Raw genomic sequence first — 12430 nt, 5'->3', positions numbered from 1 at the left:
CGGTCACGACGAGGTCAGGGGCCTTGATTCCGCGCCGAAGCCGTGCATCCTCCGCGCCCATTGCAGGCCCACGAAGGCGCCCTTGATGCGCGGCAGCAGCAGCAGCGACAGGATCACCGCGCCCAGGCTGAAGGTCCAGATCATCGTCATGGCCGAGGGCCGCCACGCGATATAGCAGGCCAGCAGCAGCGGCGCCCCCAGATGCGAGACCAGCAGGATCGTCAGATAGGCCGGGCCGTCATCGGCGCGCTGATGGTGCAGCGCCTCGTTGCAGGCGGGGCAGTGATCGGCGACCTTCAGGAAGGAGCGGAACAGCCTGCCCTCGCCGCAGCGGGGACAGCGGCCCAACGCGCCCCGCAGCATCGCCTGGCCGGTCGGGCGTTCGGACGAATCGATGGGCGCTGCGGGCGAGGGCATGGCAATCTCCGGAAGGGCTGGCGGACGCTGCCAATGTAGGGGCTGCGCGGCCCCATTGCCAGTCCCCCGTCCTGCCCTTTTCGTCGCATCAATGGACGGGCTGGGTCGGCGCCAGCAGCACGCGGTTTCGCCCCAGGGACTTGGCCGCGATCATCGCCCGGTCGGCGCGTTCCAGGGCGATTTCGGCCAGGACGTCGGGACGGCTGATATGGAAGGGCGCCTGTTCGAAGGCGACGCCGATCGACAGCGTGGCCTGGACCTCGCCCCCGCCCGAGATGGGGGGCAGCAGCGTCGGCCGCGTTTCCACGGCGCGGCGGATCTGCTCGGCCATGCGATAGGCCTCGGCCTCGGTCGCGTTGGGCAGCACGACCAGGAATTCCTCTCCTCCCAGGCGGGCGGTCAGGCCGTGGTTCGACACGACGGAATCGACTCGGCGCGCCACGTCGCACAGGACCGCATCGCCCGCCGCATGGCCGAAATTGTCGTTGATCGTCTTGAACCGGTCCAGGTCAAGCGCCATCACCGCGAACCCGTCCTGCCGCTTCATGGCCCCGCGCGCGATTTCGGCCAGCCGGGGCAGGGCATAGCGGCGATTGTGCAGCCCCGTCAGCGGGTCGGACATGGCCCAGGCCATGTTGCGCTTCATCTCCTCGCGCCGCGTGTCGGCGCGGCGCTTGCGGTCCAGCTGGTTACGCAGCGCCAGGGCGGCGATCTCGGCGTTGTTGTCCTCGGCCGGGTCCAGCGGCAGCACCTCGCCCGCGCCCAGATCCAGGGCGATGGCGCACAGTTCCTCGCGCTCGGGGGCGACCAGGACGGCGAAGCCGGCCTCTTTCGATCCGTTGCGCGACCGCAGTTCGGACAGCAGGCGCAGCCCGTCGCCCTTGCGGTCGATATCGGCGGCGATGATGTACAGATCCGCGGCATCGCCCTGGGCCGCCGCGCTGAGCGTCTCGTCCGGGCTGGAGATCGCGAAACGGCAGTTCAGGCGCGGTTGCAGGATATGGCGCCAGCGTTGCGCGCGCCCCGGCTGGTCGGCCACCAGAACCACATTGCCCGACGGCGCATGAGCAAAGCCGCCCGCATCCTCGGCCATCGAAAAGTCGGGGGCGTCGTCCGCCTCGGCATCGCGCAGCAGGCCGCGCACGCGGGCCAGCAGCATCTGTTCCTCGACACGGGGATCCAGAACGGCGGCGGCGCCCGCCTCTAACGCCTCGACCAGACGCTGTCCTTCGGCCAGGACCAGGACCGGGGTGCGGGGCCGTTCCACCGACACCAGCTGAAAGAGATCGGCCAGCCGCAGGCCGGTAAGGCGCGGTCCCAGCAGGATCAGGTCGGGGCGTCCCAGGCGGAGCTGCGACAGAAGTTCGTCGGCGTCGGCTGCGGTCAGCACATCGTAACAGGCGCCCGACAGCCTGACCTTGAGGCTGATCCGGCTTGTCGCGCTGCTTTCCGCGATCAGGATACGCGCAGTCACCGATAACGCCCCCCTTTCGACGACCGTTGCAGAATGGCATTGATTCCTTAACAAAGCGTTTCCAAACAGACGCCCGCCCGCCTGATCGAAGGACAAGCGATGACATATACGCGAGAATCCGCGCAGGATCTGGCCATGACCGTGCTGCTGTACATGGCCGACCGGCCCGACCTGATCGGCGGGTTCCTGGAATCATCCGGGCTTCAGCCGCAGGATTTGCGGCGGGCGGCCGGCAATCCCGATATCGCCTTGCATGTCCTGGATTTCCTGCTGGAAGACGACCGCCGCGTGCTGGACGCCGCCGGGGATCTGAACATCCGGCCCGGCGATCTGATGGCCGCCCGCACCGCGCTTGCCGGTCCCGGCAGCTATGGCTGGGAGATCTGAGATTTGCGATTTGTTCACCTCTTGCCCCTATCAAGGGCGGCGGAGGTGACACATGCACGATCTTGTCAGCCGCGCGGTCGAAAAATTCCTGGACGCGGAATCGGTGCCCTTGCAGGCGGGGGCGGGGATCCTGTCTCCGGGGCAGATGCTGCGCGATGCGGCGCTGCATCTGGGCAAGCCCGTCGATGAACTGATCGAGGATCTGGGCGCGTGGCTGGTCCGCCAGGACGAGATCTGGCGGCTGCTGCGCTTTTGCGGGCGGGATTTCCTGGACTTCCTCTTGCGTCTGGAGGAACTGCCCGAACGCATCCGCCTGGTCACCGACGACCTGGACGTCCCCGAAATCGCCCTGTCGCGCAGCGATGACGGGCTGCTGTGGGTCACACTGTCGGATGGCCCGCCGGCCTGGACGGCGCTGCTGGGCGGGCTCTTGCGCGCGATGGCCGACGACTATGGCGCGCTGTGCGTGATCACGCGGGGGGAAGGCGGCCTCTGCATCGACGTGTCGGATTCGTCCTTTGCCGCCGCGCGCATCTTTCATCTGTCGTCCAGGGTCCATGCCCGATGACCCATGCCCTGACCCTGGGACAGGATGCGCTGGACCGGCTGATGCCGATGCACCTGTGCATCGCCCCCTGCGGCCTGATCCGTTTCGCCGGGCCGACCATGCGCAAGCTGATGCCCCCCGGCGCGCAGGGGGTCGAGGAGATCTTCGTCGAGGCGCAGGGCGCCGCCTCGGGCCATGTCATCGGCGCGATCCGCGCGGCGGCGCCGGGGGATCGGCTGGCCCTGCGCCTGCGCCATCGCCGCCACCTGATGCTGCGCGGCCATGTGGTGACGCCCGGCTTTGGCGGGATGCTGCTGAATTTCGGCTTCGGCGTGTCGCTGTCGGATGCGGTCGCAGAGTTCGGCCTGACCGAATCGGACTTCGCCCCCACCGAACTGGCGTTGGAGCTGATGTTCCTGCAAGAAGCGAACCGGGCGATCCAGCAGGAACTGGCGCGCTTCAACCGCCATCTGAGGCTGGCCCGCCAGGATGCCGAACGCGAGGCGCATACCGACGCGCTGACCGGCCTGCTGAACCGCAGGGGCTTGCAGGCGGCCTTGCGCAACGCCCTGGATCCGCGTGGCGGCACGGGGGGATTCGCCTTGGTGCATCTGGACCTGGACAATTTCAAGCAGGTGAACGACCGGCTGGGCCATGCCGCGGGCGACCGGCTGCTGGGCGATGTCGCGCATGTCCTGGGCCGGGCGGTGCGGTCGCGCGATCATGTGGCGCGGATCGGCGGCGACGAATTCGTGCTGATCCTGGGGGGAACCTGGTCCTGCCAGGCGCTGACCGCCATCGGCACCCGGATCATCCGGGGGATCGAGGAAGCCTCACCCCAGGGCTGCGAGATATCGGCCAGCCTGGGGATCGTGCTGTCGGCGGGCTATGGCCCCGACGCCATCGACCGGATGCTGGAGGACGCGGATGTGGCGCTCTATCAGTCCAAGCGGATGGGCAAGGGCCGCGTCTCGGTCGCGCCCCTGCCGCTGGAAGGCGGCCCTAGGTGTTCAGTCCCGGCATCTGGTGGATCGGGTTTAGGATGAATCTGTCTGGCTCTGATGTCCAGATCTTGCAGATGTATTCGTAGGGCGTGAGGCCGCCGAGGGTCTTGAGCCTACGCGCGAAGTTGTAGGCTGCCATGAAGTCGGCGAGATGCGTGCGGAGCTCGTCGTGGCTGGTGTAGTGAAAGCGTTTGACGGTGGCGTCCTTGATCGTGCGGTTCATCCGCTCGACCTGACCGTTGGTCCACGGGTGGTTGGGCTTCGTCAGGCGGTGCTCAATGCCGTTGGCCTCGCAGATCATGTCAAAGCGCATAGGTCTGGAATAGATGGTGTTCCGGTTCCGAGGCTGCTCGGCGAACTGAATACCGTTGTCGGTGAGGATGGTATGGACCTGATAGGGCACGGCTTCGAGCATGTGCTGCAGGAACTCCCAAGCTGTCTTCCTGTCCGCCTTGTCGACGAGCTGGGTCACGGCAAACTTGCTCGTGCGGTCAATGCCGACGAACAGGTAAAGCTTGCCTTCAGCAGTCTGCACCTCGGCGATGTCGATATGAAAGAAGCCGATAGGGTAGCGCTTGAACTTCGACCGTTTCGGCTTGTCGCCTTCCACGTCGGGCAGTCGAGAGATGCCGTGGCGCTGAAGGCACCGATGCAGCGCTGAGCGTGTCAGGTGTGGAATTGATGGCTGCAGGGCATAGAGGCAGTCGTCCAGCGGCAAAAGCGTGTGCAGCCTGAACGCGACGATGGCCGCCTCCTCGGCTTCTGTCAAAACCGTGGAGCGTGGCTCCTTCGGCCCTGTCTTGAGATCATCGACCGTCGCTCGCTTGCGCCACTTCGCCACTGTCTTGGGGTTAATGCCGAGCTCCCGGCTCAGCGTCGCGAGCGAAGCTTGCGATCGTTGTATTGCAGCTCTGACGGCGTGCGTGGTCGTGGCGCTCCCGTGACGAACCTGGCCCATAATGCTTCCTTCCATTCCTGAGAAAGGATCGCACCATCAAACCGTGGGATCAAACACCTAGGCCGCTGACAGCGCCGCGATGATCTGGCCGAAATCCACGGCTTTCAGGCTGGCCCCGCCGACCAGGGCGCCGTCGACATGGGGAATGGCAAAGATCTCGGCCGCGTTGTCCGGCTTGACGCTGCCGCCATAGAGCAGCCGGACCTGCGCCGCATCCCCCACCTTGCCCGACAGCCGCTCGCGCATCAGGGCGTGAACCTCGGCGATCTGGTCGGCGGTCGGGGTGCGCCCGGTGCCGATGGCCCAGACCGGTTCATAGGCGATGACGGTATTGGCCGCCGTCGCCCCCTCGGGGATCGACCCGTCCAGTTGCGAGGCGATGACCGCCAGCGTCTGGTCGGCGTCCCGCTGCGCCTCGGTCTCGCCCAGGCAGATGATCGCGGTCAGCCCGGCGCCATGGGCCGCCGCCGCCTTGGCCGCCACCGCCGCATCGGTTTCCCCATGATCGGCGCGGCGTTCGGAATGCCCCAGGATCACATGGGTGGCCCCGGCATCCCGCAACTGCGCCGCCGCGATGTCGCCGGTATGCGCGCCCGAGGCCTGGGCATGGCAATCCTGCCCGCCGACCGCGATGGCCGCCGTGCCGACCCGCGCCTTCATCGGATGGACCAGCACGGCCGGAGGGCAGATCAGAACCTCGCAATCCGGCGCCGGATGGGCCGCCGCCAGGGCGTCGATCTCGGCCAGGGCGGCCAGATCGCCGTTCATCTTCCAGTTTCCGGCGGCCAGTTTGCGCGGTGCCATGCCATCCCCCTTGCAAGCGTTTGCGTCGGCTTAGGGGCAGGGCGGCTGCTTCGCAATCATGATAGCGCCGAAACCCGACGCAATTCGGATCACCCGGCGGCGCGGCTGCCGTCCAGCGGCTCGAACCGCACCGATTCGCCGCAGCCGCAGGCGTCGGTCACATTGGGGTTGCGGAACCTGAAGCCCGATTCCAGCAGGCCGTTCTCATAGTCGATCTCGGTCCCGAACAGGAACATCTGCGCGCGCGGCGCGATCAGAACCCGCGCGTCGCCCTGTTCCACGACCTCCTCGTTCGGCTCCGCCGCCTCGACCAGATCCATGGTGTATTCCATGCCCGCGCAGCCGCCCTTCTTCAGCCCGATCCGCAGGCCAAAGGCGTTCCTGCCCGACATCAGCCGGGCGATCTGGCGTTCGGCGGCAGGGGTGATCGTGACCGGCACCGATCCGGGAATGGCAAACATGGCGCGTTCCTTCTGTTCGTTCGAAAGATAATCCCGCGACCCGTCCCCATCAAGACGCGGGTCGTCTGGCTTGGGCCAAATATCCTCGGGGGCCGCCGGTTGGTGCGCCCCTGGTCCGAAAACCAGCCGGCGACGGGGCGAAGCGCCCCCGGCCACCGCCGCCGAAGGCGGCCTACATGAAGCCCAGTTCCAGCCGCGCCTCGTCGGACATCATGTCCATGCCCCATTGCGGCTGGAAGGTCATCTCGACATCGACCTGCTTGACGCCCGGCAGCGGTTCGACCGCATCGGCGACCCATCCCGGCATCTCTCCGGCGACGGGGCATCCGGGCGCGGTCAGGGTCATGACGATCCGGACCTCGTTCTCGGGGTTCACCTGGATCGTGTAGATCAGCCCCAGGTCGAAGATATTGACCGGGATTTCCGGGTCGTAGACGGTCTTGCAGGCCTCGACGACGCTGTCATACAGCGGATGGTCCGTGGTCGAGGGCGCGATCAGCGGGGCGCCTTCCTGCAATTCGGTCATGGCGGGTTCCTGTCAGATATGGGTGTTATATAGGCGCCCGCCCCGCCGCCGTCCAGAGAAGGGCGCATTGCGAATTCCGCCCCCCTTCGCTAGACACGCCCGGTTCCAGCGACAGGCACCCCGATGACCGAGCGTTTCCACTTTACCCTCCACGCGACCGACGGCCGCGCCCGGACCGGCACGATCCACACCCCCAGGGGGGATATCCGCACGCCCGCCTTCATGCCGGTCGGCACCGCCGCCACCGTCAAGGCGATGCTGCCGGAATCGGTGCGCGCGACGGGCGCCGACATCCTGCTGGGCAACACCTATCACCTGATGCTGCGCCCCGGCGCGGAACGGATCGCGCGGCTGGGGGGCGTGCACCGCTTCATGAACTGGGACCGGCCGATCCTGACCGATTCCGGCGGCTTCCAGGTGATGTCGCTGGCCGCCCTGCGCAAGCTGACCGAGGACGGCGTCACCTTCTCGTCCCATATCGACGGGTCGCGCCACCTGCTGTCGCCCGAAACCAGCATGCAGATCCAGCGCCTGCTGGGCAGCGACATCGTGATGTGCTTCGACGAATGCCCCGCCCTGCCCGCGACCGAGGAGGCCGTCGCACAGTCCATGCGCCTGTCGATGCGCTGGGCGCGGCGGTCGCGCGACGCCTTCGGCGACCGCCCCGGCCACGCGCTGTTCGGCATCATGCAGGGCGGCGTCACCCGCGAGTTGCGCGAGGAATCGGCCGAGGCGCTGAAGGCCATCGGCTTCGACGGCTATGCGATCGGCGGGCTGGCGGTGGGCGAGGGGCAGGAGGCGATGTTCGGCGTCCTCGATTACGCGCCGGGTTTCCTGCCCGCCGACAGGCCGCGCTATCTGATGGGGGTGGGCAAGCCGGACGACATCGTGGGCGCCGTGCAGCGGGGCGTGGACATGATGGACTGCGTGCTGCCGTCCCGTTCCGGGCGCACCGGGCAGGCCTGGACCCGGCGCGGGCAGGTCAACATCAAGAACGCCCGCCACGCCGACGACCCGCGCCCGCTGGATCCCGACTGCACCTGTCCCGCCTGCACCGGCTATAGCCGCGCCTATCTGCACCACGTCTTCCGCGCGGGCGAGATGATCAGCGGGATGCTGCTGACCTGGCACAACCTGCATTACTTTCAGGAGTTGATGGCGGGCCTGCGGGCGGCCATCGCCGAAGGGCGGCTGGATGATTTCGCGGCCGATTTCCATGCCCTTCGCGCGCAGGGGGACATCGAACCTCTGTGATCCGTCAGTCCCGCTGACCAAAAACGCTTTTCAACGGGAACGCTTGGGCTTATCGGTTCCCAGTTGGCGGACGAACCGCCCGGCATGAAAGCCCCATATGAGCGACGACATCACCATCATCACCCGGACCGAGGATCTCGCGCTGTTCTGCGAGACGGCGAAATCCGCCCCCTATGTCACCGTCGATACCGAGTTTCTGCGAGAGCGGACCTATTGGTCCAAGCTGTGCCTGATCCAGCTGGCGCTGCCGCCCGCATCGACCCCCAGGACGCCAGGAGGCGAGGCCGTGCTGGTCGATCCCCTGGCCGAAGGCCTGTCTCTGGCGCCGCTTTACGACCTGTTCCGCCATACCGGGACGGTCAAGGTGTTCCACGCCGCCCGCCAGGATCTGGAGATCTTCTTTCACGACGCGGGCCTGTTCCCGCAGCCCCTGTTCGACACCCAGGTCGCGGCGATGGTCTGCGGCTTCGGCGAACAGGTCGGCTATGAAACGCTGGTGCGCAAGATCGCCAAGGCCAATCTGGACAAGTCGTCGCGCTTCACCGACTGGTCGCGCCGCCCCCTGTCCGAGGCGCAGGCCGCCTATGCCCTGGCCGACGTGACGCATCTGCGCGTGATCTATGAATTCCTGTCGGCCGAGCTGCGCAAGAACAACCGCGAAAGCTGGCTGGCCGAGGAGATCGCCGTCCTCGAAGACCCCGAGACCTATATCACCCGCCCCGAGGAAGCCTGGCAGAAGATCCGCACGCGCACCAATTCGCCGCGTTTCCTGGCGATCCTGCGCGAACTGGCGCGCTTCCGCGAGGCCTATGCCCAGGACCGCGACATCCCCCGGTCGCGGGTGCTGAAAGACGACGCGATGATCGAGGTCGCCTCGACCAAGCCCCTGACCGAGGCCGACCTGGGCCGGTCCCGCCTGCTTTTGCGCGAGGCGCGCAAGGGCGACATCGCCAACGGCATCCTGGCTGCGGTCAAGGCCGGGGTCGAATCGAAGGATCTGCCGCAGCCCAAGGGCGACGAACCCGGCAGGCCCGGCAATGCCGCGCTGTCCGACCTGTTGCGCGTGCTGCTGAAGGCCAAGGCGGATGCCTCGGGCGTGGCGCCCAAGCTGATCGCCTCCTCCGCCGAACTGGACGCCATCGCCTCGGGCGACCGCGACCTGCCCGCGCTGAAAGGCTGGCGGGCCGAGGTCTTCGGCAACGACGCCCTGCGCCTTGCGAATGGAGAGATCGCGCTGTCCGCCAAGGGCGGCGCGGTGCGCGTCGTGACGGTGGGATAGGTGCGGCGCATCAAGGGGGGCTGGCCCGCCCCCCGCGCCTGGCGTCAGCTTGTGGCGCCCGAAGGCAGCTTCGGCGTGGCCGGCGTCAGGGTGATCACCCGGAACTTGGCCCGCCGCGCCTCGGCGCTGTCCGACCGTTTCGCCGGTCGTTCGGCGGGCCCCTCAAGCAGCCTGGCCTGTCCGGTCCGGCGCCGGTCGCGCCCGAAATCCGAGGCCGACGGTTCCAGGGTCTTGCCCCCCTCGATGATCGGCATCACCTCGTCCGATACCAGGTCGAAGCGGCGAGGCGCGATGCCGACCTGGCCTTCGGCGATGATGCAGCCAAGCGCGCGGGTCACGTCGCCCAGATCCGAGGTCAGCGGCAGCAGCAGCAACCGCGCCGTCAGTTCCGGCCGGGCATATTCGGCCTTGGCGTGCAGCGTCATCTGCGCCAGCTGCGGGCCGCGAAACACCGATTCCAGCACATCGGACCAGCGGCCGCGCGACGTGGGATTGGCCAGGGCGCAGAAGGCCATGCCGCGGACCTCCATCCCCATCAGGTCGATCAGGTGCTGCCCGGCAAGACGGAAGCGCGCCGCACCCGGAGCGATTCGTTCCAGGATGAAGGCGTAATCCAGGGCGCGGTGGATGCCGTGGGGCTGGATGTCGGATCGGGCGGGCACGGCCCGGCCGCGCCGCAGGCTGTCCCAATAGGCGCGCATATCGGCAAGAATCCGGGCCGGTTGCGTGGGATTGAAATCCGCAAGCTGCAAAATCTGTCCGGTTCGATCCGCCCCAGGCGGATGCGACCGCTTCTCCTCCTGCCATTCCGACACTGTCTTTCCCTCGTTACCGGCGCGCATCCTGGAACACGGACACGGCATACACTCCAACGGCATGATAAACATAACTTCGCCCCCTGCCGAGTCGTTTTCTTAAGGAATGGTTAAGACATCGCGGGGCGCCCGCCGCCGCGCGGCCCGGCCCAGGGACTTGACCGCCCGCCAAGGCTGGTCCATCCCGCGCGCAAAGGCACAAGGAAAGGCGCCCCATGGACAGAACCGGTCTGCTGATCATCCTGTCATCGCCGTCCGGCGCGGGGAAATCGACGCTGGCGCGGCGGCTGATGGACTGGGATCCCTCGTTGCGTTTTTCGGTATCGGCCACCACCCGCCCCCCGCGTCCGGGCGAGGTGGACGGGCAGCATTATTACTTTATCACCGCCGGGGCCTTTCACCAGATGGTTGAACAGGGGCAGATGCTGGAACATGCCGAGGTGTTCGGGAACCTGTATGGCAGCCCGCGCGCCCCGGTCGAGGCCGCGATGCGCGACGGCCGCGACACGCTGTTCGACGTGGACTGGCAAGGCGGCCAGCAGATCCGCGCCTCCGCCCTGGGCGGGCATGTGGTGTCGATCTTCGTGCTGCCGCCGTCGCTGCCGGAACTGGAACGCCGCCTGCGCGCGCGCGGCCAGGACAGCGAGGCGGTGATCGCCAGCCGGATGGAGAAAAGCCGGGCCGAGATCAGCCATTGGGCCGAATACGATTACGTTTTGGTCAACGACGACCTGGACGGGACCGAACGGAACCTGCGCGCCATCCTGACCGCCGAACGGCTGCGCCGTGACCGGCAGGGAGGTCTGGGCCGCTTCGTCAAGAACCTGATGGAGGAACACGCATGATCTGGGAACTGGAGGGCCACGCCCCGCGGATCGCGGCGGGTGCCTGGGTCGCGCCCGATGCGCAACTGATGGGCCGGGTGGTGCTGGAGGACGGCGCATCGGTCTGGTGGGGCGCGGTCCTGCGCGGCGACACCGAGGAGATCCGCGTGGGCCGGGGCAGCAATGTCCAGGATCTCTGCGTCCTGCACACCGATCCCGGCTGTCCGCTGGTGATCGGCGCGGATTGCACCATCGGCCATCGCGCGATCCTGCACGGCTGCACCATCGGCGACGGCGCGCTGATCGGCATGGGCGCGACGGTCCTGAACGGCGCCCGGATCGGGGCCGGGGCGCTGATCGGCGCCGGGGCGCTGATCGCCGAGAACAAGGAGATCCCGCCCGGCGCCCTGGTCATGGGCGCGCCGGGCAAGGTGGTGCGGATGCTGGACGACGCGGCCCTGGAGGGGCTGCGCCAGTCGGCCCGGCGGTACCGCGCCAATGCCGCGCGGTTCCGCGCCGGGCTGCGGCCGGCAGGATGATCCGCGACGGGCATCGCTGGGCCTCGGACCTGCTGGAGGGCGTGCCCGTCCCGATGCTGGCCGTCGACGGCCGGGCGCGCACCATCGGCGCCAACCGCGCGGCGGTGGCCCTGTTCGGCGGCGGCGATCTGCTGAACCGGCCCTTCGTCACCGTCCTGCGCCACCCCGCCGTGGTCGAGGCGGTCGACTGGGTGCTGGATCCCGACAACCATCCCGCGCCCTTGCCCGATCCCCTGGCCGGTCCGGCGCAGATCGACGGCCTGGTGCGGCTGTCGGCGGCGGTGGTGGCCGACGGGCGCGACTTCGCGGCGGACATCACCGTGGCGCGGCTGCCCTCGGCCCTGGGGCGGGGGGCGACCATCGCGGTGCTGGACCGGTCGGTGACCGAGGAAGCCGAACAGATGCGCCGCGATTTCGTGGCCAATGTCAGCCACGAGCTGAAGACGCCGTTGACCGCCATGATCGGCTTCATCGAAACGCTGCGCGGTCCGGCCCGCGACGATGCCCCCGCCCGCGACCGCTTCCTGGACATCATGGGACGCGAGGCGGCCCGGATGAACCGCCTTGTCAGCGACCTGCTGTCGCTGAGCCGCGTTCAGGCCGAGGAACGCCGCCGCCCGGCGGGCCGGGTGGACCTGCCCCTGCTGCTGCGCGGCGTGCTGGCGACGATGGACCAGGCCGCGCGGGCGGCGGGGGTCACGGTCGAAACCCAGGGCCTCGCGGGCAGCCAGCCGGTGCCGGGCGATCCCGATCAGCTGGTGCAGGTGTTCCAGAACCTGATCGAGAACGCGCTGAAATACGGCGGATCGGGCGGCTATCTGGGCGTCTCGATGCGCCGGATCGACCACGAGCCGCTGCTGCGCGGCCCCGCCTGGGCGGTCGAGATCCGCGACAAGGGCGAGGGGATCGAGGGGATGCACCTCCCCCGCCTGACCGAGCGATTCTATCGCGTCGACACCCACCGGTCCCGCGCCCAGGGCGGCACCGGCCTGGGCCTTGCCATCGTCAAGCATATCGTCAACCGCCATCGCGGCCGGTTGCGCATCGACAGCGGGCGCGGGCAGGGCAGCACCTTCACGGTGATCCTGCCGGAAGGCGTCAGCCGGGGATAAGGGTTTTGCCGGTGGCGGGGGGCAGGCGG

15 protein-coding genes are annotated in these 12430 nt (G+C 68.1%); 8 read left to right on the top strand and 7 right to left on the bottom strand.

Going from position 1 to position 12430, the window contains the following annotated elements; all coding sequences use genetic code 11:
• Positions 1-3: 3 nt before the first annotated feature.
• Both PXD02_RS10950 and PXD02_RS10945 read right to left on the bottom strand, forming a co-directional pair.
• Positions 4-417 carry a DUF983 domain-containing protein gene (locus PXD02_RS10950; RefSeq protein ID WP_275103910.1) on the bottom strand — a complete coding sequence of 138 codons (414 nt, stop codon included), beginning with the start codon at positions 415-417 and terminating at the stop codon, positions 4-6.
• 88 nt (positions 418-505) lie between these two features.
• Positions 506-1891, bottom strand: coding sequence for a diguanylate cyclase domain-containing protein (locus PXD02_RS10945; RefSeq protein WP_275103909.1), 1386 nt, complete (start codon positions 1889-1891; stop codon positions 506-508).
• 99 nt (positions 1892-1990) lie between these two features.
• On the opposite strand from PXD02_RS10945, the gene PXD02_RS10940 reads away from it, so the two are divergent.
• The 3 genes from PXD02_RS10940 to PXD02_RS10930 are packed head-to-tail and all read left to right on the top strand — an operon-like array spanning position 1991 to position 3871.
• Positions 1991-2278, top strand: a complete 288-nt coding sequence (locus PXD02_RS10940) for a DUF3572 domain-containing protein (protein WP_275103908.1) — start codon at positions 1991-1993, stop codon at positions 2276-2278.
• Between the two features lie 52 nt (positions 2279-2330).
• Positions 2331-2846: a heme NO-binding domain-containing protein gene (locus PXD02_RS10935; RefSeq protein WP_275103907.1), complete on the top strand. Its 516-nt coding sequence runs from the start codon at positions 2331-2333 to the stop codon at positions 2844-2846.
• Complete coding sequence (locus PXD02_RS10930) at positions 2843-3871, top strand: GGDEF domain-containing protein (protein WP_275103906.1); 1029 nt, start codon at positions 2843-2845, stop codon at positions 3869-3871. The genes PXD02_RS10935 and PXD02_RS10930 overlap by 4 nt, the downstream gene beginning before the upstream one ends.
• Here the strand turns inward: PXD02_RS10930 and PXD02_RS10925 are convergent.
• The 4 genes from PXD02_RS10925 to PXD02_RS10910 form a co-directional block, all read right to left on the bottom strand.
• The gene (locus PXD02_RS10925) at positions 3828-4787 is read right to left on the bottom strand and encodes an IS481 family transposase (RefSeq protein ID WP_275103905.1); all 960 of its coding nucleotides are present in this window, start codon (positions 4785-4787) and stop codon (positions 3828-3830) included. The genes PXD02_RS10930 and PXD02_RS10925 overlap by 44 nt on opposite strands.
• Positions 4788-4844: 57 nt before the next feature.
• A complete protein-coding gene (gene tpiA / locus PXD02_RS10920) occupies positions 4845-5591 on the bottom strand; it encodes a triose-phosphate isomerase (protein WP_275103904.1) in 747 nt (248 codons plus the stop codon).
• Between the two features lie 89 nt (positions 5592-5680).
• Positions 5681-6052 carry a HesB/IscA family protein gene (locus tag PXD02_RS10915; protein WP_275103903.1) on the bottom strand — a complete coding sequence of 124 codons (372 nt, stop codon included), beginning with the start codon at positions 6050-6052 and terminating at the stop codon, positions 5681-5683.
• A 172-nt stretch (positions 6053-6224) separates the two neighbouring features.
• Positions 6225-6578 (bottom strand): SUF system Fe-S cluster assembly protein, encoded by a 354-nt coding sequence (locus PXD02_RS10910; RefSeq protein WP_275103902.1) that lies wholly within the window; start codon positions 6576-6578, stop codon positions 6225-6227.
• A gap of 123 nt (positions 6579-6701) precedes the next feature.
• On the opposite strand from PXD02_RS10910, the gene tgt reads away from it, so the two are divergent.
• Both tgt and rnd read left to right on the top strand, forming a co-directional pair.
• Positions 6702-7832 (top strand): tRNA guanosine(34) transglycosylase Tgt, encoded by a 1131-nt coding sequence (gene tgt, locus PXD02_RS10905; protein WP_275103901.1) that lies wholly within the window; start codon positions 6702-6704, stop codon positions 7830-7832.
• A 109-nt stretch (positions 7833-7941) separates the two neighbouring features.
• The gene (rnd, locus tag PXD02_RS10900) at positions 7942-9111 is read left to right on the top strand and encodes a ribonuclease D (protein WP_275106407.1); all 1170 of its coding nucleotides are present in this window, start codon (positions 7942-7944) and stop codon (positions 9109-9111) included.
• A gap of 44 nt (positions 9112-9155) precedes the next feature.
• Here rnd and PXD02_RS10895 read toward each other — a convergent pair whose 3' ends face one another.
• The gene (locus tag PXD02_RS10895) at positions 9156-9812 is read right to left on the bottom strand and encodes a PAS domain-containing protein (RefSeq protein WP_275103900.1); all 657 of its coding nucleotides are present in this window, start codon (positions 9810-9812) and stop codon (positions 9156-9158) included.
• A 329-nt stretch (positions 9813-10141) separates the two neighbouring features.
• Between PXD02_RS10895 and gmk the strand changes: the two genes are divergently transcribed.
• Genes gmk through PXD02_RS10880 form a run of 3 tightly spaced genes read left to right on the top strand, consistent with a single transcriptional unit; the run spans position 10142 to position 12401 of the window.
• Positions 10142-10771 (top strand): guanylate kinase, encoded by a 630-nt coding sequence (gmk, locus tag PXD02_RS10890; RefSeq protein ID WP_275103899.1) that lies wholly within the window; start codon positions 10142-10144, stop codon positions 10769-10771.
• Positions 10768-11289: a gamma carbonic anhydrase family protein gene (locus tag PXD02_RS10885; protein WP_275103898.1), complete on the top strand. Its 522-nt coding sequence runs from the start codon at positions 10768-10770 to the stop codon at positions 11287-11289. Before gmk ends, PXD02_RS10885 begins: the two co-directional genes overlap by 4 nt.
• Positions 11286-12401, top strand: a complete 1116-nt coding sequence (locus PXD02_RS10880) for a sensor histidine kinase (protein ID WP_275103897.1) — start codon at positions 11286-11288, stop codon at positions 12399-12401. The genes PXD02_RS10885 and PXD02_RS10880 overlap by 4 nt, the downstream gene beginning before the upstream one ends.
• Positions 12402-12430 lie beyond the last annotated feature (29 nt).

The sequence above is a fragment of the Paracoccus sp. S3-43 genome (genome assembly GCF_029027965.1).
Lineage (GTDB): Bacteria > Pseudomonadota > Alphaproteobacteria > Rhodobacterales > Rhodobacteraceae > Paracoccus.
This window is presented reverse-complemented; position numbering and strand designations above follow the sequence as displayed.

Excerpts from the sequence above, each read along its gene's own strand:
- PXD02_RS10950 (WP_275103910.1), bottom strand. The coding sequence starts at position 417 with ATGCCCTCGCCCGCAGCGCCCATCGATTCGTCCGAACGCCCGACCGGC.
- PXD02_RS10940 (WP_275103908.1), top strand. The coding sequence starts at position 1,991 with ATGACATATACGCGAGAATCCGCGCAGGATCTGGCCATGACCGTGCTG.
- PXD02_RS10935 (WP_275103907.1), top strand. The coding sequence starts at position 2,331 with ATGCACGATCTTGTCAGCCGCGCGGTCGAAAAATTCCTGGACGCGGAA.
- PXD02_RS10930 (WP_275103906.1), top strand. The coding sequence starts at position 2,843 with ATGACCCATGCCCTGACCCTGGGACAGGATGCGCTGGACCGGCTGATG.
- PXD02_RS10925 (WP_275103905.1), bottom strand. The coding sequence starts at position 4,787 with ATGGGCCAGGTTCGTCACGGGAGCGCCACGACCACGCACGCCGTCAGA.
- tpiA (WP_275103904.1), bottom strand. The coding sequence starts at position 5,591 with ATGGCACCGCGCAAACTGGCCGCCGGAAACTGGAAGATGAACGGCGAT.
- PXD02_RS10915 (WP_275103903.1), bottom strand. The coding sequence starts at position 6,052 with ATGTTTGCCATTCCCGGATCGGTGCCGGTCACGATCACCCCTGCCGCC.
- PXD02_RS10910 (WP_275103902.1), bottom strand. The coding sequence starts at position 6,578 with ATGACCGAATTGCAGGAAGGCGCCCCGCTGATCGCGCCCTCGACCACG.
- tgt (WP_275103901.1), top strand. The coding sequence starts at position 6,702 with ATGACCGAGCGTTTCCACTTTACCCTCCACGCGACCGACGGCCGCGCC.
- PXD02_RS10895 (WP_275103900.1), bottom strand. The coding sequence starts at position 9,812 with ATGCGCGCCTATTGGGACAGCCTGCGGCGCGGCCGGGCCGTGCCCGCC.
- gmk (WP_275103899.1), top strand. The coding sequence starts at position 10,142 with ATGGACAGAACCGGTCTGCTGATCATCCTGTCATCGCCGTCCGGCGCG.
- PXD02_RS10885 (WP_275103898.1), top strand. The coding sequence starts at position 10,768 with ATGATCTGGGAACTGGAGGGCCACGCCCCGCGGATCGCGGCGGGTGCC.
- PXD02_RS10880 (WP_275103897.1), top strand. The coding sequence starts at position 11,286 with ATGATCCGCGACGGGCATCGCTGGGCCTCGGACCTGCTGGAGGGCGTG.